At 70.4% G+C, this 20108-nt stretch carries 13 protein-coding genes; 11 read left to right on the top strand and 2 right to left on the bottom strand.

The genetic code is table 11. The features are described 5' to 3' along the window. Positions 1-17 precede the first annotated feature (17 nt). Positions 18-434, bottom strand: coding sequence for a hypothetical protein (locus tag G6N13_RS08420; protein ID WP_163696149.1), 417 nt, complete (start codon positions 432-434; stop codon positions 18-20). A gap of 642 nt (positions 435-1076) precedes the next feature. Here G6N13_RS08420 and G6N13_RS26355 point away from each other — a divergent pair. The 9 genes from G6N13_RS26355 (at position 1077) to G6N13_RS08465 (ending at position 17723) form a co-directional block, all read left to right on the top strand. After that, positions 1077-2804: a PE family protein gene (locus G6N13_RS26355; RefSeq protein WP_163694279.1), complete on the top strand. Its 1728-nt coding sequence runs from the start codon at positions 1077-1079 to the stop codon at positions 2802-2804. Positions 2805-4222: 1418 nt separating this feature from the next. After that, entirely contained in the window at positions 4223-6475 is a 2253-nt protein-coding gene (locus G6N13_RS26140) for a hypothetical protein (RefSeq protein ID WP_163696151.1), read from the top strand. Between the two features lie 387 nt (positions 6476-6862). Further along, complete coding sequence (locus tag G6N13_RS08435; protein ID WP_163694280.1) at positions 6863-7030, top strand: hypothetical protein; 168 nt, start codon at positions 6863-6865, stop codon at positions 7028-7030. Positions 7031-7081: 51 nt separating this feature from the next. Then, complete coding sequence (gene recC / locus G6N13_RS08440) at positions 7082-10363, top strand: exodeoxyribonuclease V subunit gamma (protein WP_163696153.1); 3282 nt, start codon at positions 7082-7084, stop codon at positions 10361-10363. Beyond that, complete coding sequence (gene recB / locus G6N13_RS08445) at positions 10363-13662, top strand: exodeoxyribonuclease V subunit beta (protein ID WP_163696155.1); 3300 nt, start codon at positions 10363-10365, stop codon at positions 13660-13662. Before recC ends, recB begins: the two co-directional genes overlap by 1 nt. Next, the gene (gene recD, locus G6N13_RS08450) at positions 13659-15401 is read left to right on the top strand and encodes an exodeoxyribonuclease V subunit alpha (protein ID WP_163696157.1); all 1743 of its coding nucleotides are present in this window, start codon (positions 13659-13661) and stop codon (positions 15399-15401) included. Before recB ends, recD begins: the two co-directional genes overlap by 4 nt. A gap of 56 nt (positions 15402-15457) precedes the next feature. Next, on the top strand, positions 15458-15958 hold the full coding sequence (locus G6N13_RS08455; RefSeq protein ID WP_163696160.1) for a hypothetical protein: 501 nt from the start codon (positions 15458-15460) through the stop codon (positions 15956-15958). Further along, a complete protein-coding gene (locus G6N13_RS08460; protein ID WP_163696162.1) occupies positions 15955-16512 on the top strand; it encodes a ferric reductase-like transmembrane domain-containing protein in 558 nt (185 codons plus the stop codon). The genes G6N13_RS08455 and G6N13_RS08460 overlap by 4 nt, the downstream gene beginning before the upstream one ends. Beyond that, on the top strand, positions 16509-17723 hold the full coding sequence (locus tag G6N13_RS08465) for an NADH-ubiquinone oxidoreductase-F iron-sulfur binding region domain-containing protein (RefSeq protein ID WP_163696164.1): 1215 nt from the start codon (positions 16509-16511) through the stop codon (positions 17721-17723). The genes G6N13_RS08460 and G6N13_RS08465 overlap by 4 nt, the downstream gene beginning before the upstream one ends. Positions 17724-17807: 84 nt before the next feature. On the opposite strand, the gene sigI is transcribed toward G6N13_RS08465, so the two are convergent. After that, a complete protein-coding gene (sigI, locus tag G6N13_RS08470; protein WP_163696166.1) occupies positions 17808-18659 on the bottom strand; it encodes an RNA polymerase sigma factor SigI in 852 nt (283 codons plus the stop codon). Positions 18660-18767: 108 nt separating this feature from the next. Between sigI and G6N13_RS08475 the strand changes: the two genes are divergently transcribed. Continuing rightward, positions 18768-19610, top strand: coding sequence for an NAD(P)H-binding protein (locus G6N13_RS08475; protein ID WP_163701887.1), 843 nt, complete (start codon positions 18768-18770; stop codon positions 19608-19610). Next, positions 19610-20056, top strand: a complete 447-nt coding sequence (locus G6N13_RS08480) for a nitroreductase family deazaflavin-dependent oxidoreductase (RefSeq protein WP_163696167.1) — start codon at positions 19610-19612, stop codon at positions 20054-20056. Before G6N13_RS08475 ends, G6N13_RS08480 begins: the two co-directional genes overlap by 1 nt. The last annotated feature ends 52 nt before the right edge of the window (positions 20057-20108 follow it).

Here is a 20108-nt window from a genome sequence, read left to right on the forward strand (position 1 = left end):
CTGGGTCTCCGGCAGGCTTACCCGGCCGCCGGCTTGGCTGCCGGCGGATCGGTAAGTGATGACACCGCGATGGACGGAGCGTGCAGGGCCGGCGGCGCGCCCGGCACCGGGATGGCCGGCACAGCCGGGGTGCTCAGCCGGCCGGCCGGCCACGGCAGCGCCGCGCTGAACGCCTGGGCGGCGAACTGCCAGTCGTGGCTGCCGGGCAGCGCTAGCACGGAGCACTCGATGCCGTGCGCAGAGCCCACGGTCCCCAATGTTTGGCCGGCCCGGTCTTGGCCTTCGGGGTTGGAGAGATCGGGACGGCCGTCAGCGGGCGGCCCGGCTTCGGCAGACACCGCAAACAGCCGCGACGTGGCGCTGAAGTGGCCGTGCCGGGTGATCACCGTGGTCGGGTCGAAAGCGGCCCAGGCCTCGGAGTTACCGCCGAACAATCGCGCGATGGTCTGCCCTTAACTGGCTCTTCAATCGTCGAGGTGGTCTCGGCCTCGATATGGGTGTCGCTGGTGAACAGGGTGGCCAGCCGGGTGTTCTGCTTGTCGGTGAGCTGATCGGCTCTGGTGTGTCGGGTGCGGCGGCAGGTGTGGAGCGGATCGGTGCTGCGGTTGCGGTGTCGGCAGGTGGCCGACTGCATGCGGCGCGGGCAGTCGTGGGGGGCGTTGCTGGCCCGCCTGGCCACGGGGCAGGGGTCCAGCACTGGGGCCGCTGCGCGGCCGGTCGGTGAACGCCTTGTGGGAGCGGTCGGCGACGCTGTCGAGTGGCCGGGCCGGACCGTCTTAATCACCGCCACCGAGCGGCTCGTGAGTCAATGTGCGGGTGGTTGCTGTCAGGCGGGCTGCTCTGTTTCCCGCAATGCCGGCACTATCGATCTTCGTGGGCGATCCGGCGGGCTAGCACGGCGCGATCAGTGCCGCGTTGCTGGCCGGTGATCGCCAATCCGCGCTTGTTGAGGCGGGAGTAACTCGTGGGCTGCGAATGAGCCCAGCGATTCCTGACGCTTGTGTTAGTTTCTTGACGGCATTGTCGTGGTGACTTTTGCTGTACCGGGGCAGTTTTTGCGGCGAGAGGCTGGGGCAATGACCGAGGGCAGTGGTGTGGAGTTGAATTCGTTGTCGGCGTCGGTGTGGGCTGCGGTGGTCAATGACATGGGCCTCGATGACAGTGGTCCGGCTCATCGGCGTGAGAAGCCGCGTGGCGCGGGCCGGCGGATCACTGCCTATGGCTGGTTGGGTGCGGGTGCGATGACCCTGGGTGTGGGTGCCGCTTTGGTGGGTGGTTCGGGGGTGGCTCATGCCGATACCGGCGAGGGTTCTGGCTCGTCGGCGGCCAGTAGCAGAGCTGACGCCCCGGCCAAGACTGTGAAGACGGGTGTGGTTTCCAGTCGGCCGTCGACGGCGCCTTCTGCGGCGTCTTCTTCGGCGTCGTCTTCTGTGGCGTCGCGGGGTGCGATGTCGGGTCAGCGGTCGTCGGGTGCGGGTGCGGCCCGTGGTGGTGCGCCCGCGGGGAGCGGTAGCGCGTCGTCGGTGGTGGTGCGCTCGGCTGTCTCCTCCGAGGGTTTGGCGCCCTCGTCGACCGCGACCGCGACCGGGACCGGGGCCGGGTCGGGTGTTCTGGTGAACGGTCCTGCCTCCGCGAAGTCGGCGTCGGTGTCTGCGTCTGCGTCGGTGTCGGTGTCGGTGTTACCGGTGCCGAACAGTTTGATCGCGGCGGCACTGTCGAATCCGGCGTTGCCGTCGAGTTGGACTCCGGGCAGCTTTATCGCGATCTTCGTGTCCAATGGCACCGCGGCTCATCCCAATGCTGGCCTGTTACTCGGCAACGGCTATAGCTACACCCCGTCGACCTGCACCGGGGGCGCGGTGTGCAACGGCGGTCGCGGCGGTGGCCTGTTGGGCAACGGCGGTAACGGCTACAACGGTGGTAACGGCGGCAGTGCGGGCCTGATGGGTAACGGTGGGGCCGGTGGGGCGGGCTCGAGTGGTCAAGCCGGCGGTGCCGGCGGCTCGGGTGGCCTGCTCTACGGCAACGGCGGGACCGGCGGGTCCGGCGGGGCTGGTGGGGCTGGCGGCAGGGGCGGTGACGCCGGGATGCTGTCGCTCTACGGTAACGGCGGTCGTGGCGGGGCTGGCGGGTCTGGTGGGGCTGGTGGGGACGGCGGGGCGAGTGGGTTCTGGTTGGGCAATGCCGGTGCCGGCGGTGACGGCGGGTCCGGCGGTGCCGGTGGTGACGGCGGCGATACGAGGTTGTTCACCCTGTGGGGCCGTGGCGGGGCCGGTGGTGACGGTGGTAGCGGCGGCGCGGGTGGTGATGGCGGCAGGGGCGGATACCTGATCGGCAGCGGCGGCGCGGGCGGTCAGGGCGGAAACCCACTGACGTGTCGGCTGCGGGCGGGGGGCGGTCATGGTGGCAGCACCGGCTTGTTGTCGATCTGGGGTGACGGCGGTAGCGGCGGCGCGGGCGGTACCGGGGCTAACGCTGTCGGCATCGGCGGCATGGGCGGTGCCGGCGGGGCCGGTGGTGATGGCGGGCTGGGCAGCTGGATCTTCGGCCGCTCCGGTGACGGTGGTGTCGGGGGCACGGGTGGGGTCGGCGCTCAGGGAGTCGCTGGAACCAACGGTGCCGATGCGACCATCCCCGGCGGGGTCGGCGGGACGGGCGGCACCGGCGGGGTCGGCGGGACGGGCGGCACCGGTGGGGCCGGCGGGCAGGCCGGGAACGGGTGGTTGTTCTGGCGCGGACGCGACGGTGACGGCGGTGACGGCGGGGGGCGGTCGCAGCGGCGGTACCGGTGGACGAGGCGGTGATGGTGATGCCGCCACTCCTGATGGCGGGACCGGCGGTAACGGCGGCACCAGTGGTGCCGCCGGTATCGGCGGGGGGGTGGAGGTGGACACACCGGTGCCACCGGCGTCAGCGGCGTGTCCGGTAACGGCGGTATCGGCGGTGACGGCTACAACGCCGGGGCCGATGCCAGCGCGGCACCGGGTGCCGCTGGCGGTGACGGCGGCGCCGGCGGTGACGGCGGGTCTACCGGTAATGGTGGTGCCGGCGGTGCTGGTGGTAGCGGTGCGGCCGGCCTGGCCGGAGCGTCGGGGACGAACGGAAGCGGCGGCGGTCTCGGCGGTAACGGTGGTGCCGGCGGGCGTGGTGGCTCGATCTCGGGTAACGGCGGCACCGGTGGGGTCGGCGGCCTCGGTGGGGTCGGCGGTGTCGGCGGCGATGGTGTGACCGGACTCGACGGTGCGGCCGCCGGTGCGCAGGGCCAAGCCGGCGGTAACGGCGGCACCGGCGGTATCGGCGGGGCTGGTGGTAACGGCGGTGCTGGTGGGGTGGCCCTGGGTTCGGGTAGCGCGGGCGGCAACGGTAACGGCGGTAACGGCGGGGCCGGCGGTCGCAGCGGGACGGGCGGCACCGGCGGACGAGGCGGTGACGGTGATGCCGCCACTCCTGATGGCGGTACCGGCGGTAACGGCGGGGCCGGTGGCGGAGCGGGCGGTATCGGCGGGGCCGGGGGTGCCGCCGGTGGGACCGGAGCGACCGCGGGTCACACCGGTGCCACCGGCGTCAGCGGCGTGTCCGGTAACGGCGGTATCGGCGGTGACGGCTACAACGCCGGGGCCGATGCCAGCGCTGTGCCGGGTGCCGCTGGCGGTGACGGTGGCGCCGGCGGTGACGGCGGGTCTACCGGTAATGGTGGTGCCGGCGGTGCTGGTGGTAGCGGTGCGGCCGGCCTGGCCGGAGCGTTGGGGACGAACGGAAGCGGCGGCGGTCTCGGCGGTAACGGTGGTGCCGGCGGACGTGGTGGCTCGATCTCGGGTAACGGCGGCACCGGTGGGGTCGGCGGTCTCGGTGGGGTCGGCGGGGTCGGCGGCGATGGTGTGACCGGACTGGGCGGTGCGACCCCCGGTGCGCAGGGCCAAGTCGGTGGTAACGGCGGCACCGGCGGTATCGGCGGGCTGGTGGTAACGGCGGTGCTGGTGGGGTGGCCCTGGGTTCGGGTAGCGCGGGCGGCAACGGTAACGGCGGTAACGGCGGGGCCGGCGGTAGCAGCGGGACAGGCGGTGAAGGCGGTAACGGCATCGGCGGTGATGCCGCCACTCCCAACGGCGGTGACGGCGGCAACGGCGGCACCAGTGGTGCCGCCGGTATCGGCGGGGCCGGGGGTGCCGCCGGTGGGACCGGAGCGACCGCGGGTCACACCGGTGCCACCGGCGTCAGCGGCGTGTCCGGTAACGGCGGGGCCGGCGGTGACGGCTACAACGCCGGGGCCGACCCCAGCGCGGCACCGGGTACCGCTGGCGGTAACGGCGGCGCCGGCGGTGACGGCGGGTCTACCGGTAATGGTGGTGCCGGCGGTGCTGGTGGTAGCGGTGCGGCCGGCATGGCCGGAGCGTCGGGGACGAACGGAAGCGGCGGCGGTCTCGGCGGTAACGGTGGTGCGGGCGGGCGTGGTGGCTCGATCTCGGGTAACGGCGGCACCGGTGGGGTCGGCGGCCTCGGCGGGGTCGGCGGGGTCGGCGGTGTCGGTGTGACCGGACTCTCCGGTGCGGCCGCCGGTGCGCAGGGCCAAGCCGGCGGTAACGGCGGCACCGGCGGTATCGGCGGGGCTGGTGGTAACGGCGGTGCTGGTGGGGTGGCCCTGGGTTCGGGTAGCGCGGGCGGCAACGGTGACGGCGGTAACGGTGGGGCCGGCGGTAGCAGCGGGACGGGCGGCACCGGTGGACGAGGCGGTGATGGTGATGCCGCCACTCCTGATGGCGGGACCGGCGGTAACGGCGGCACCAGTGGTGCCGCCGGTATCGGCGGGGCCGGGGGTGTGGCCGGTGGGGCCGGAGCCACCGCGGGTCTCACTGGTGCCACCGGCGCCAGCGGCGTGTCCGGTAACGGCGGTAACGGCGGTGACGGCTACAACGCCGGGGCCGATGCCAGCGCTGTGGCGGGTACCGCTGGCGGTAACGGCGGCGCCGGCGGTGACGGCGGGTCTACCGGTAATGGTGGTGCCGGCGGTGCTGGTGGTAGCGGTGCGGCCGGCCTGCCCGGCGCTAATGGCGTGAGCGCGGGAACGTCGGGGACGAACGGAAGCGGCGGCGGTCTCGGCGGTAACGGCGGTGCGGGCGGACGTGGTGGCTCGATCTCGGGTAACGGCGGCGCCGGCGGGGTCGGCGGCCTCGGTGGGGTCGGCGGCGCCGGCGGCGATGGTGCCACCGGACTCTCCGGTGCGGCCAGCGGTGCGAAGGGCCAAGCCGGCGGTAACGGCGGGGCCGGCGGTATCGGCGGGGCTGGTGGTAACGGCGGTGCTGGTGGGGTGGCCCTGGGTTCGGGTAGCGCGGGCGGCAACGGTGACGGCGGTGACGGCGGGGCCGGCGGTCGCAGCGGGACAGGCGGTGAAGGCGGTAACGGCATCGACGGTGATGCCGCCACTCCCAACGGCGGTGACGGCGGTGACGGCGGTAGCGGTGGCGGAGCGGGCGGTACCGGCGGGGCCGGGGGTGCCGCCGGTGGCACCGGAGCCACCGCGGGTCACACCGGCGCCACCGGCGCCAGCGGCGTGTCCGGTAACGGCGGTATCGGCGGTGACGGCTACAACGCCGGGGCCGATGCCAGCGCTGTGCCGGGTACCGCTGGCGGTAACGGCGGCGCCGGCGGCGCGGCTGCCGCTGGTGGCATCAACGGCGACGGCGGTAACGGCGGTGACGGCAGCGCCGGCGCGGCGGGCCTCGATGGCGCGACAGCCGGGGCCGCTGGCGGCACCGGCGGGGCGGGTGGCGCGGGTGGGTTCGGCGGCGCGGCCGGAACCGGGGCAGGTACCGCAGGCACCGCAGGTGCCAACGGCGACGGCGGTGTCGGCGGGGCCGGCGGCAACGGCGCCGACGGCTCTGCCGGCGTAGCCGGCGGGGCCGGCGGGGACGGCGGGACCGGCGGGGCGGCCGGCGTCGGCGCCACCAACGGCAACGGCGGCGACGGCGGGACCGGCGGGACCGGCGGGGCCGGCGGCAACGGCGCCGACGGCTCTTCCGGCGAAACCAGCGGCGGGACCGGCGGCCCCGGCGGCACCGGCACCGCGGGCGGCACCGGCGGCAACGGCGGGCAGGCCGGAAGCGGCCCAGGCACGGCGGGCAACCAGGGCGACGGCGGCGACGGCGGCGGCGGCGGGGTCGGCGGGACCGGCGGGGACGGCGGGATCGGCTACGCCGACGGCGGCAACGGCGGCGACGGCGGCGGCGGCGGGACCGGCGGGACCGGCGGCAACGGCCTCACCGGCGGGACCGGAGGCGACGGCGGGACCGGCGGGACCGGCGGGGACGGCGGTGATGCCGCCAGCGGCGGCGGCGGCGGCACCGGCGACCCCGGCAGTGCCGGCACTGCCGGCACTGCCGGCACGCCCGGCGCCGCGCCCAGCGGCGGGACCGGCGGGACCGGCGGCGGCGGCGGGACCGGCGGGGACGGCGGTGCCGGCGGCGGTGCCGCCGGCTAGGCATAAACCGCCGCTGCGCGGGGAAGCTGGCGGGCTTCAGACGGGAGAAACCGTCGAGCCCGCCAGCACCGGGTGGAAGCGGATCGTCGCGTCCTCGCCCCCGCGAGGCGCGGCGTTATCCGCCAGCTTGCCGCAGGGCTCGCCTGGCTCGACACGGCTGACCTGATCCAGGCGGTCATAGCGCGGTGCGTCGATCTCGATGCTCAGCGCGCCCAGATAGTCGTCGCGCTGCTCGCAGCGATCGCGCCCCGATCACCGGGACAACCCCGGTGGACCAGCATCGGGATCGCTCGAGCAGAACGGCGTCGACGGTAGCCGACTCACGGCCACCCTCTTCACTGTGCGCTAGCCGATTCAGCGATCTGCCGCTCTATCACCTCGGTCTCGGTGCTGGTGCGGATCCCCTGGACCCCACGGAATTGCGCTACCTCGCCGACCGGTGCTTACTTCGTCACCGGGTTCGATCTCCCCGACGGCGACGACATCGCAGTGACATCGAAACCCGGCGAGGGTGCGACCTTCACCCTGACCCTGCCCGCAGCGCCGCCGGCATAATCTGCGCGCACCGCGTTTCGGCCGTCGGTGGGGCGGTCTACGGTGGTGGCGATGTCCCTGCACGTACACCGGGCCGAGCGCACCGACACACTTGCCGACGGACTCGGCGGGCTGTTGGCCATGCCTCAATCCGACCCGTTCGCCGAAGAACTCGTCGTGGTGCCCGCCCGCGGGGTCGAACGCTGGCTGTCTCAACGGTTGTCGCATCTGCTCGGCCGCGGTGATGGCGCCGACGGCGTATGCGCGGGCGTGTCCTTCCGGTCACCGGCGTCGCTCGTCACGGAACTGACCGGTGCAGGTGACGAGGACCCGTGGTCGCCCGACGCGATGTCGTGGCCCCTTCTCGAGGTCATCGACGCGAGCCTCGGCGAGCCGTGGTGTCACACCCTGGCCACCCACCTCGGCTACTTCGAGATCGGGGAGGAACGGGAGCTGCGGCAGGGTCGGCGCTACGCGGGGGCGCGTCGGCTGGCGGGGCTGTTCGCCTCCTACGCCCGGCAGCGCCCGCGGCTGCTGATCGACTGGCTGGGCGGCGAGGCCGGTGACCTGGACGCCGACCTGCACTGGCAACCGCACCTCTGGCGAGCGCTCGTCAACCAGGTGGGAATCGACCCACCGCACGTGCGGCACGCCAATACCGTTGCGCAACTGCGTGAATCAGGCGCTGAGCTGCCCGCGCGCCTATCATTGTTCGGTCATACCAGGTTGTCGAGCACCGACATGGAGTTGCTCGACGCGCTGGCCGAGCACCATGAGCTGCACCTGTGGGTGCCGCACCCCAGTGCCGAGCTGTGGACCGTGCTGTGTGGATTGCGTGGGTCGATTCCGCGCCGCGAGGACACCAGCCATCGACATGTGCGCCATCCGCTGTTGGCCACACTCGGCCGTGATCTGCGCGAGCTGCAGCGCGGCATGCCGGAGAGGGTCACAAGCGACGAGTTCCTGGGCGCCGACCCCACCCAGAATTCCAACACCCTGCTCGGCTGGCTGCAGTCCGACATCTCTGCCAACGCTCTCCGCCCGGCGGGCAGGGCAGTGCGCGATGACGACAGGTCGGTGCAGGTGCACAGCTGTCATGGTCCGGCTCGACAGGTCGACGTTCTGCGCGAGGTACTGCTCGGCCTGCTCGCCGACGACCCGACCCTGGAACCGCGCGACATCCTGGTGATGTGCCCGGACATCGAGGCCTACGCGCCGCTGATCGTCGCCGACTTCGGTCTCGGTGACGTGGTGCCGGGCGCGCATCCCGCCCATCGGTTGCGGGTGCGCCTGGCCGACCGGTCGCTGATCCAGACCAACCCGCTGCTCGGGGTGGCCGCCCAACTGCTCGCTCTCGCCGGCAGTCGCGTCACCGCCAGCGAGGTGCTCAACCTGGCCCAGACCGCTGCGGTCCGGGCCCGGTTCGGCTTCACCGACGACGATCTGGAGGGCATCACCCGCTGGGTGCGCCAGGCCAACATCCGGTGGGGATTCGACGAGGAGCACCGTAAGCCGTTCGGCGTCGACTTCGTGCACAACACTTGGCGTTTCGGGCTCGACCGGGTGCTGGCCGGCGTAGCGATGTCCGACGATTCGCACGCTTGGATCGACTCCACCCTGCCGCTCGACGACGTCGGCAGCAACCGCGTCGAACTTGCCGGTCGGCTCGCTGAATACGTCGACCGCCTGCAGCACGCCCTCGACGCGCTGTCCGGCGTCCGGCCGCTGGGCGACTGGCTGTCGGCGCTCGCCTCCGCGATCGAGGTGCTCACCTGTGTCGACGAGGACGACGCGTGGCAGATCAGTCAGCTGCAGCGGGAGTTCAACGACGTGCTGTCGAGCGCGGGGTCGCGCGTGATGCGCCTGCCGGACATCCGGACGCTGCTCTCGCGTCATCTGGCCGGCCGACCGACCCGAGCCAACTTCCGCACCGGCACGTTGACGGTGTGCACGATGGTGCCGATGCGCTCGGTGCCGCACCGGGTGGTGTGCCTGGTGGGTCTCGACGACGGCAGTTACCCGCGCCTCGGCGTGGTCGACGGCGATGACGCGCTGGCACGCAACCCGATGACCGGGGAGCGTGATATCCGTTCGGAGGACCGGCAATTGCTGCTCGACGCGATCGGCGCAGCGACCGAGAAACTCGTCATCACCTATACCGGCGCCAACGAGTACTCCGGTCAGCCGCGCCCGCCTGCGGTGCCGCTTGCCGAGCTGCTCGACACCCTCGACGTCACCACTACCGAGAAGGTGCGCGAGCGCATCGTCGTCCAGCATCCGTTGCAGCCCTTCGATATCCGCAATGTCGAACGCGGTGCGCTGGTGCCTGGCACCGCGTTCAGTTTCGATCCGACGGTGCGCAGTGCCGCACGCGCCGTGACCGGCCATCGGGGCGAGCAGCCCCGGTTCATCTCGGGCCCGCTGCCCGCGCCGCCACCGGATGACGTCGTGCTGGCTGATCTGGTCGGCTTCTTCAAGGACCCGGTCAAGGGCTTCTTCCGCGCCCTCGACTTCACCCTGCCGTGGGATGTCGACGGGGTGAGCGACGCCATGCCCGTCGACATCGACGCTCTCGAGGAGTGGTCCGTCGGTGACCGGATGCTCGGTGACACCCTGCGCGGCATGACTCCAGACGAAGCGCGGCAGGCGGAATGGCGTCGCGGCACACTGCCGCCGGGCAATCTCGGCTGGCGCAAAGCCACCAAGGTGCGAGACCAGGTGGCCTTGCTGGCGGCGGAGGCGCTGCGGTGCCGCACAGGCGCATCACACGCAATCGATGTGGACATCGACGTGGGTTCCGGTCGGCGGCTGACCGGCACTGTCACACCGGCCTTCGGTGACCGGCTGGTCTCGGTGACGTACTCGAAGCTGGACGGCAGGCACCTGCTGGAATCGTGGATTCCGTTGTTGGCGTTATTCGCTCATGCGCCACGACGGGACTGGTCGGCAGTGTGCATCGGCACACCGAGGCGGGGAACCACACCCCGGCGGGAGAGTCTCGGCCGGCCAGATCTGGCCGCGGTCAAGTTGCTGCAAGACCTTGTCGCGATCTACGATGCCGGTCGCAGGGAGCCGATTCCCCTGCCCCCCAAGACTTCCTATGCCTGGGCCGCGGCCAGGCACTACGGCGATGACCCCGATCGGGCGGCCGGTCACCGATGGCGGTCCGGGCGTTATCCCGGCGAGGACCAGCAGCCGGCGAGCCTGCGGGTATGGGGGCGCAACGCCCCGTTGTCGGCGCTGATGGAACCGGTGCGCCCCGGTGAGGAGTACGACGGCGAGAACAACCGGCTCGGGGCATACTCTGCTCGGCTCTGGCTGCCGATGCTGCGTGCCGAGGGAAGCAACGGCTGATGATACCTTTCGATTTACTCGGTCCGCTCCCGTCGCCCCGAACCACCACGGTGCTGGAGGCCAGCGCGGGCACAGGCAAGACCTTTGCCCTGGCCGGGTTGGTGACCCGGTATGTCGCAGAGGGTGCGGCGACGCTCGACCAGATGCTGCTCATCACCTTCAGCCGGGCGGCGAGTCAGGAGCTTCGCGAACGGGTGCGAGGCCAAATACTGCACACTGTCCGGGCATTCGACGATCCCCCGCTGGTCGGCGACAACCAGGTGGTGGCGCACCTGACCGCGGGTACGGACGAACAGCGCACACTGCGCCGGACCCGATTACGCGATGCACTCGCCGGTTTCGACGCCGCCACGATCGCCACCACCCATCAGTTCTGTCAGCTGGTGCTGAGATCGCTCGGGGTGGCGGGTGACACCGACGCCGGGGCCACCCTGGTCGAGAGCCTCGATGACCTTGTCGGCGAGATCGTCGACGACCTCTACCTCGCCCATTTCGGCCGAGAGCGTGCGGACCCCTTGCTGAGCTACGCCGACGCGCTGCGGCTGGCGCGCGAGGTGGTGAAGAACCCGTCGACGCAACTGCGACCGGTTGACCCCGGCCCTGACTCCCGCGCCGCCGTCAGTCTGCACTTCGCGAAATCTGTTCTGGGCGAACTGGAGATACGCAAGCGACGGCTCGGCGTCCTGGGTTACGACGATCTGCTCAGCCGGCTCGCCGACGCGCTGGACAGCCCCGATTCGCCGGCCCGGGCCCGGATGCATCAGCGCTGGCCCATCGTGATGGTCGATGAGTTCCAGGACACCGATCCCGTGCAGTGGAAGGTCATCGACCGGGCGTTCAGCGGATGCTCCACGTTGATTCTCATCGGTGATCCGAAGCAGGCGATCTACGCGTTCCGCGGCGGTGACATCGTCACGTACCTGCAAGCAGCCGAGACCGCGGGTGACAAGAAGACTCTCGTCACGAACTGGCGCAGCGACGCCGCACTCGTCGATCGTCTCCAGGTGGTTCTGGGCGGTGCCGAGCTGGGTGACCATCGCATCGTCGTGCACCGTGTCGAGGCACATCACCGCGGTAGTCGACTCGCCGGCGCCTCGCGCACCGATCCGCTCCGGCTGCGGGTGGTACGCCGGGAGACGTTCGGCCGCAGGGGAATCCAGAATGTACCGATCGATGAACTGCGATCGCACATCGGCAGGGATCTGGCTGCTGATATCGGTGCCCTGCTCAGTGGCGGCACCACCTTCGACGGTGAGAAGGTGCACGCCCGCGATATCGCGGTCATTGTTGAGAAGCACAAGGACGCCCGGACCTGTTTCCGTGCGCTCACCGCCGCGGGCATTCCCGCGGTCTACACCGGCGACTCGGACGTGTTCGATTCCGAGGCTGCCGACGATTGGCTCTGCCTCCTCGAGGCGTTCGACCAGCCGCACCGGCCCGGGCTCGTGCGAGCCGCGGCGGCGACGATGTTCTTCGGCGAGACCGCCGAAACCCTTGCCGCCGGTGGTGATGAGCTGACCGACCGGCTGGCTCAAACCCTGCGCGAATGGGCCGCTCATGCCCGGGAGCGCGGCGTCGCGGCGATCTTCGAGGCTGCCCAACTGCAGGGAATGGCCGATCGCGTGTTGTCCTGGGTCGGGGGTGAGCGGCACATGACCGACCTGGCGCACATGACGCAGATGCTGCAGGACGCTGCCCATCGCGAGCACTACACCCTGCCTGCCCTGAGGGACTGGTTGCGCCACCAGCGTGAGGAGCGCAGCGGCGCGACCGAGCGGAACCGCCGCCTGGACAGCGACGCCGCGGCCGTGCAGATCATGACGGTGTGGGCCAGCAAGGGCCTGCAGTACCCGATCGTGTACCTACCGTTTGCGTTCAATCGCAATGTCCAGGAGCGCGATCTGATCCTGTTCCACGACGAGGGCATGCGCTGCCTGCACATCGGCGGCCAGGACAGCCCGGACTACAACGCCGTCGAGCGGCTGGGGCGTAAGGAGTCCGCCAGTGACGACAGCCGGCTGACCTACGTCGCCATGACCCGGGCGCAGGCTCAGGTGGTGGCCTGGTGGGCGCCGTCGTGGGACGAGCCCAACGGCGGGCTCTCGCGGTTGTTGCGCGGCCGCCGGCCCGGGGAGTCGGCGGTGCCGGATCGTTGTGAGCCGGCCAAGATCAGCGATGACGACGCACTGGTCCGGTTGCGGGAATGGGAGGTTGCCGGAGGGCCGGTGATCGAAGGCTCTGTGGTCGCCTCGGCCGCGTCCGTGCCGCGCGCACGCCCGCCCGCTGACATCGATGAGCGGCACTTCCACCGCAGCATCGACACCACGTGGCGGCGCACGTCGTACTCGGGCCTGATCCGGTCGGCCGAGAGCGGCGGGGTGAGCAGCGAACCCGAGGTGAGCGAACTGGACGACGAGGTCGGCGACATTCCGTTGCTGGAACCGGTTGCAGGTCCAGATGTTCCGTCACCGATGGCGGATCTGCCGAGCGGCGCGAAGTTCGGCACCCTGGTGCATGCGGTGCTGGAGACCGCGGATCCGTTTGCGGCCGATCTCGCCGCCGAACTCCAGACCCAGATCGAGCGGCACTGCGTGTGGTGGCCCGTCGGCGTTCCCGCTGCGGAGTTGGCTGCGGCACTGGTGCCGCTGCACGACACCCCGTTGGGCCCACTCGCCGATGGGTTCACACTGCGCCAGATCGGATTACCGGATCGATTGCGGGAGATGGATTTCGAGTTCCCGCTGGCCGGTGGTGATCTGCGGCCGGCCGGTCGCGACATCCGGCTCGCCGATGTGGGCCAACTGTTGCGGTGGCATCTGCCGGACGATGATCCGATGGCCGCGTACACCGACCGATTGAGCAGTGGCGCGCTCGGCTCCCAGCCGTTACGCGGCTATCTCAGCGGCTCGGTCGACGCGGTGCTGCGGATTTCTGACTCGGCCGGCCAGCGCTACCTGGTGGTCGATTACAAGACGAACTGGCTCGGTGAACCGGACAAGCCACTGACGGCCGCGGACTATCAGCATGCGCGGCTGGTCGAGGCGATGCTGCATTCGGACTATCCGCTACAAGCGTTGCTGTATAGCGTTGTTCTGCATCGTTTTCTGCGCTGGCGCCAACCCGATTACGACCCGGAGCGCCACCTCGGCGGAGTGCTGTACCTGTTTGTGCGGGGGATGTGCGGGCCGGACACCCCGATCGTGGACGGCCATCCCGCGGGGGTGTTCAGCTGGCAGCCGCCGGCAGCCCTGGTGGTCGCGCTGTCGGATCTGCTCGACGGTCAGCGGGTCGCGGCATGACGGTGGATGTGGTGGACGTCGCGAACTGGCGACATGCCCAGCAGGCTAGCGGGCTGCTGCGCACCTTCAACGACGCAGACGTTATCGAGGCTGCTGATGTACTTGTGGCGCAACGGCTTACGGCGATGGCCGGCGAACCGGACGACCGGGTGGCGCTCGCGGTCGCGTTGGTGGTGCGCGCGGTGCGCGGCGGTTCGGTGTGCGTGGCGCTACCCGCCCTGCAGGATCAGATCGCGAGGCCCGATCTGCCGTGGCCCGACCCACACGAGTGGCTGGGTGCCGTGGCGGCCAGCCCGTTGCTGGACTCGCCCCCGGTCCTCCATCTCGACAGGGATCTGCTGTACCTGGACCGGTACTGGCTCGAGGAGCGGCAGGTCGCTCAGGACGTACTCGGCCTGGTCGCGGTTCGACCACGCGGGCCGGATCCGGCCGTCGACCGGCTCTTCCCAACGGGATACGAAGAGCAGCGCCGAGCCGCGGAGATCGCACTGTCGCAGGGGTTGACGGTACTCACCGGCGGCCCGGGCACCGGCAAGACCACCACGGTGGCCAGGCTGCTGGCGCTGCTCGCCGAACAGGCGGAACTCAGCGGGAAGCCGCGCCTGCGAGTCGCGCTGGCCGCACCGACCGGGAAGGCGGCCGCCCGCTTGCAGGAGGCAGTCCAGCTCGAGATCGACGGCCTCGAATCCGTTGACCGCGACCGTCTGCAGGGGCTCCGGGCGACCACTATCCACCGGCTACTCGGCAGTCGCCCGGACACGTCGTCGCGGTTCCGCCATCACCGCGGCAACCGGCTGCCGCATGACGTGATCGTCGTCGACGAAACATCGATGGTGTCGCTGACGATGATGGCCCGACTGGTCGAAGCGGTGCGCCCCCAGGCGCGCCTACTACTGGTCGGCGACCCGGACCAGCTGGCGTCGGTCGAAGCCGGGGCGGTGTTGGCCGATCTGGTCGAGGGCCTAGGCTCGTTGGGGGACACCCCGATTGCCACGCTCGTCACGTCACACCGGTTCGGGGCGTCGATCGGAAGACTGGCCTCGGCGATCCGACTCGGCGAAGCCGATCGCGCCCTCGAAGTGCTGGCATCCGGCGGCGAGCACATCGAATGGATCGACACCGACCGTCCGGTCGAGCACCTGCGGAGAATCGTTGTGCCCCATGCATTGCGGCTGCGTGAGGCCGCGATACTCGGCGACGCCCACGCGGCGCTGGCCACGCTGGAGGAGCACCGGCTGCTGTGTGCGCATCGCCACGGTCCCTATGGCGCCACCTACTGGAACCGTCAGGTCGAACGCTGGCTGACCGAGGCAACCGATATGCCGCTGTGGGAGTCCTGGTACGTCGGCCGACCAGTTCTGGCCACCGCCAACGACTACGGGGTGGGCATCTACAACGGCGATATCGGGGTTGCCGTGCTGCGGGACGGGGCCCTGCGAGCGGTGATGGCTGGCGCCGAGGGTGCGCTCGAGCTCGCGACAAGCCGGCTCGCCGATATCGAAACCATGCACGCGATGACCATCCACAAGAGTCAGGGCAGCCAGGCCGCCGAGATCACCGTGCTGCTGCCGCCAGCGGACTCCCGCCTGCTGACCCGGGAGTTGTTGTATACCGCGATCACCCGGGCCAGGACCAAGGTGCGGGTGATCGGCTCGGCCGAGCAGTTGCGCGCCGCAGTGGCGCGCAGGGCGGTACGGGCCAGTGGGCTGAGCCGGCGGCTGCGCGACGAGTCGGTGTGAGCACGCCCACATTTGGTTCTTTGAAGGCTGTAAGAACTGGTTGCCAATATCTCGGCATGAACTCACCTCGTTCGGGATTCCGCCGGGCCGCCGTGGCTTCGTGGGCGCTGTCGAGCATCGGAGTTGCCGGTGTGGCTGGCGCGTCCGCCCTCGCGTACGCCGACACCGTTAGGCCGGCCCCGGTGGAAGTCCCCGCCGTCGAATCCGTGGCAGTCGATCCGGGTGCCAGCCCTGCGGTGGACGGCCCTGCAGTGCCTGAGGTGGTCTCGCCGACGGACGCGCCGCCACCTCCGCCACCTCCGCCGCCGGCGGCGGCTGAGCCGGCACCGACGGAAAACCGGGCGCCCGTCAGCCAGGCGCCGGTTGAGACCTACACGCCTCGGACCACGCCTGAGCCGCAGTACACGCCTAAGACCGCCGTGCAGCAGGCCCCCGCGCAGCAGACACAGGCACCCGCGTCCCAGCCCGCCTTCCCGATCCGGACCAGCCACACGCCGTCCGTGGGAAGCAGTTCTCCCGCCTACGTCCCACACGTCACTCGCGCCCGCGGCTCATGACCAGCGAGGCGCTCTGGGCCCTGGGCCGGGGTACGGGCATCACGGCGCTCGGCTTCCTGACTGTCTCGCTGGCGTTGGGGATCGCCACCCGGTCGGGCCGCCCATTGTTCGTGCTGCCGAGGTTCGCTGTCGCCGATGTCCACCGGTTCGCCGCGCTGGCCGGAACCCTGTTGGTGATGTTGCACGTGGGGCTGCTGTTTTTCGACCCGTACGCCCAGCTGAGAATCGTCGACTTCGTGGTGCCGTTCATCGGCGCGTACCGACCGCTGTGGCAAGGCCTGGGCACGCTTGCCTTTGACGTGCTCTTGGTGGTGATCGCCACCAGCCTGCTGCGTCAGCGCATCGGGCTTCGGATCTTCCGCGCGGTGCACTGGGCGACGTACGCGCTATGGCCGATCGCCCTGGGCCATGCGCTGGGGAACGGAACCGACACCGATCGCGTGTGGTTCCTGGCCTTCGCCGGGTGTTGCGCGCTGATCGTGGCGGTCGTCCTGGTGTGGCGGCTTCGAGCCAACTACACCGAGTATGCCGACGCGCAGGCCGGACGCTCATGACCACGGCGCCGCAACTTCCCCGTCTGCTCGCCGCGCCGGGACCCGGTCTGGCCGAACACCATCTGCAGTTCGGCCCGCTGCCCGATGCCGTTGGCCGGGACTTGATCCCGTTACTCAAGGAGGCCGACCTGTCGGGGCGCGGCGGCGCGGGCTTCCCGACCGCGCGCAAGATCGCCGCGGTCACCGGACCCAAGCCGGTGGTGGTGGGTAACGGCGCCGAAGGCGAGCCGTTGAGCCGCAAGGATGCAATCCTGCTGACCCAGGCGCCGCATCTGGTCCTTGACGGTCTGGACGCCGCCGCGGCAGCAGTCGAGGCGGACGAGGTCTACCTGTACGTGCACTCGGCCGCCGTGCCGGCGGTGACACGCGCGCTCGACGAGCGCCGCGCCGCCGGACTCGATCGGTACAGGGTCGCCGTGGTCGAGGCTCCCGACAGGTTCGTCGCGGGGGAGGAGTCCGCGGCTATCCGGCGGATCGAAGGCGGCCCCGCGCTGCCGCGCGACCGCACCGTCATGACCGCGATCGCGGGGGTTCGCGGCCGGCCGACCCTGGTGAACAACGTTGAAACACTGGCTCATATCGCGCTGATAGCCCGGTTCGGGTCGCGCTGGTTCCGGTCGGTGGGCGATCAGGCCGACCCCGGCAGCATGCTGATCACGTTATCCGGTGCGCTGAACAACACCGGCGTGACGGAGGTTCCGACCGGTGTCCTCCTCAGGAGCGTGATCGAACGCAACGGCGGCACCGACCTTCGCACTGTGCGCGCGGTTCTCGTCGGTGGTTATCACGGCAGCTGGATTCCCGCGAAAGCCTTCGAGGACAGCGGATTATCGCGGGCCGGTTTGAAGGCACTGGGTGCGAGTCCGGGTGCCGGGGTCATTCACGCTCTCGGCGTGGGGGAGTGCGGGCTCGCGCGCACGGCGGAGATCGCCACCTATCTCGCCGAGCAGAGCGCCCGCCAATGCGGACCGTGCCGCAATGGCCTGCCTCGGCTGGAGCAGCTGCTCAGCGAGCTTGCCTACAGCCGGGTCAACGATTTTCTGGTGAAGGAGATACGCCGGGTCGTGCGTATGGTCGACGGCCGAGGATCGTGTCGACATCCGGATGGGACGGCCCGCATGGTCCGCAGCGCTCTCGGCGCATTTGCCAACGACATCGAGCACCATCGCCACCGCAGCTGCGAAGCCACCACGGTCTCGCAGTCGGTCTAGCGTGCTGGCCCATAAACCCGAACGTGACACCAGGGTCACGCCCGACGCCGAACGTGACTGTGGTGTCACGCTCGCGGCGAGAGATCAGCGCGCCGAGGGGTCGGCGGTGGCCTCGATGTTGGCGACCAGACCGTCGCGGATGGTAAGCACGACGACGGCGAACAGGCGCCGATGGCTGAAGGCGAGTGCGACGGGTCGCCCAACCGGACCGCTGACGAGTGTGGCGCCGGTGAGGTAGCGCAACAGGTTGGTGCCCACGGCCACTCGCCCGTGGTTCACCTGCGGCGGCGGTGCGGGTTCGGCCAGGATCGTGCCGACTCCCCACACGTCGGGAGCCAGCACTTCGGTCAACGCCGCCAGATCGCCGCTGGCGCAGGCCGCGATGAATCGCTCGGTGACCAAATGATGTTCGGCGTCGTCGACGACGGCGGTGACCGGTGTGGCTGCCTGGATCTTGATGCGTGCGCGGCGCGCGAGCTGACGGCATGTCGCGGTCGGTCGGCCGACGGTGTCGGCGATGTCGTCGAACGGCACCCGAAACACGTCGTGCAGCACGAACGCGACCCGTTCGGGGGCGGTGAGTCTGCCCAATACCTCGAACAGTGCATCGTGCACCTCGTCATCGAGGGTGACCCGCTCGCCGGGATCGGGCATCGCGCTGTGATTCAGCGGCTCCGCACGGTCCATCAGGTCGGGTTCGGCGGTGCTCACCCGTCGGTGCCGGGCTGAGCGGACGTGATCGAGGCACAGTCGGCTGCTGACGACCGTCAGCCAGCCCCGCGCGTCGTCGATCTCCGTGACATCGGTGAGAGAAAGCCGCAGAAAGGCTTCCTGCACAATGTCTTCCGCGTCGCCGATATCGCCGACCATCTGGTAGGCGAGGTTGATCAGATACGGGCGGTGGGCAGCCAGCAGGCCGGCGATCGGATCGCTCATGTCATAAACGACGAATCGGCATGGCAAAAAGTTACCGCTGTCACGTTGTAGGGCGCTATCCCGTCCTTGCTCGTAGCCGACAGAAAGGGACTCGAGATGACCCCGGAGATGACCGTTGTGATAACCGGAGCGACCGGCAATGTGGGCCGGCCGCTCGTCGAACAGCTGGTGAAGGCCGGCGCCCATGTTCGCGCGGTGACCCGGCGCCCAGGTCAGGCCGGCCTACCGCCCGGCGTCGAGCAAGTGCCCGACCCCACCGCGGCGTTGGTCGGTGCCTCGGCGGTGTTCCTGAATTCCCGCGCCTTGGGACCCGAGCTGGCACAGGTCGCGTCGGCGCTGGCGCGTCACGGCGTCGCGAAGGTGGTGGCATTGTCGGCAATCAACGCTGACGATGACGACAGCCGTCAGCCGTCGCGCTACCGCGGTGACCGCAACCGGGAGTGCGAGCAGCTTGCCGTCGCATCGGGCGTGCCGTGGGTGAGCCTGCGGCCGTCGGTGTTCGCATCGAATTTCCCCGGGATGTGGGGGGCGCAGATACGCGCTGGCGATGTCGTTGCCGGGCCGTACGCCGAGGCATCGACAGCGCCGATCGCCGAAGCGGACATCGCCGCCGTCGCGGCGCACGCCCTGCTAACCGACGACCTTGTGGCGCAGCGAGTTCCGATGACCGGACCGCAATCGCTGACCAACACCGAGCTCGCCGCGATCATCGGGGAGGCCCTGAATCGTCCGCTGCGTTACCAGGAGGTCCCGGCCGAACTGGTGCGGGAACGCTTCATCGGCAACGGATTTCCCTCGGCATTCGCCGACGCTTATGTCGCGATGCAGTCGGCCACATTGGCGTCGCCTGCCTTGGTCACCCACGACGTCGAGAAGATCCTCGACCGTCCCGCCACCACGTTCGCCCGCTGGGTGGCCGAGCACACCGCACTGTTCACCGAGGAGAAGTGATGACCGATCCACGCCCGCCCCGCTGGCTCAAGCCGATGAACCGCCTGATGATGGCGGTCCAGAAGCTGGGGCTACCCACCGGACCCGCCTACGTGCTGACCGTGCCCGGCCGCAAATCCGGCACGCCGCGCCACACCCCGATGACGCCCTTTGAATACGACGGCGGGCTGTATACCGTCGCGGGATACCCGGGCGCCGACTGGGCCCGCAACGCGCGGGCTGCCGGCGCGGGAACGTTGAGCCGTGGCAGGCGTTCTCGGCCCGTCACGATCGTCGAACTCGGTGCCGAAGAAGCCAGGCCGGTGTTGCGTGCGTTCCCCGGATCGGTGCCCGTCGGGGTTGCGTTCGCCAAACGGTCGGGTCTGGTGCAGCAGGGCACGCCCGACGAATTCGAAGCGCTGGCAGGCAGACTCGCCGTATTCCGCTTCGATCCGCCGCGAGTGTGACGCCCGAGTCACGCGCGGCGCCGAACGTGACTCTGGAAAGACGTTCGGCGAC

Origin of the sequence: Mycolicibacterium sarraceniae, assembly GCF_010731875.1 — a bacterium.
Classification (GTDB): domain Bacteria; phylum Actinomycetota; class Actinomycetes; order Mycobacteriales; family Mycobacteriaceae; genus Mycobacterium; species Mycobacterium sarraceniae.

Coding starts and splice junctions, on each gene's coding strand:
- G6N13_RS08460 (WP_163696162.1), top strand. CDS start 15,955: ATGACCAGCGAGGCGCTCTGGGCCCTGGGCCGGGGTACGGGCATCACG.
- G6N13_RS08480 (WP_163696167.1), top strand. CDS start 19,610: ATGACCGATCCACGCCCGCCCCGCTGGCTCAAGCCGATGAACCGCCTG.
- recD (WP_163696157.1), top strand. CDS start 13,659: ATGACGGTGGATGTGGTGGACGTCGCGAACTGGCGACATGCCCAGCAG.
- G6N13_RS08465 (WP_163696164.1), top strand. CDS start 16,509: ATGACCACGGCGCCGCAACTTCCCCGTCTGCTCGCCGCGCCGGGACCC.
- G6N13_RS08475 (WP_163701887.1), top strand. CDS start 18,768: ATGACCGTTGTGATAACCGGAGCGACCGGCAATGTGGGCCGGCCGCTC.
- recB (WP_163696155.1), top strand. CDS start 10,363: ATGATACCTTTCGATTTACTCGGTCCGCTCCCGTCGCCCCGAACCACC.
- G6N13_RS08455 (WP_163696160.1), top strand. CDS start 15,458: ATGAACTCACCTCGTTCGGGATTCCGCCGGGCCGCCGTGGCTTCGTGG.
- G6N13_RS26355 (WP_163694279.1), top strand. CDS start 1,077: ATGACCGAGGGCAGTGGTGTGGAGTTGAATTCGTTGTCGGCGTCGGTG.
- sigI (WP_163696166.1), bottom strand. CDS start 18,659: ATGAGCGATCCGATCGCCGGCCTGCTGGCTGCCCACCGCCCGTATCTG.
- recC (WP_163696153.1), top strand. CDS start 7,082: ATGTCCCTGCACGTACACCGGGCCGAGCGCACCGACACACTTGCCGAC.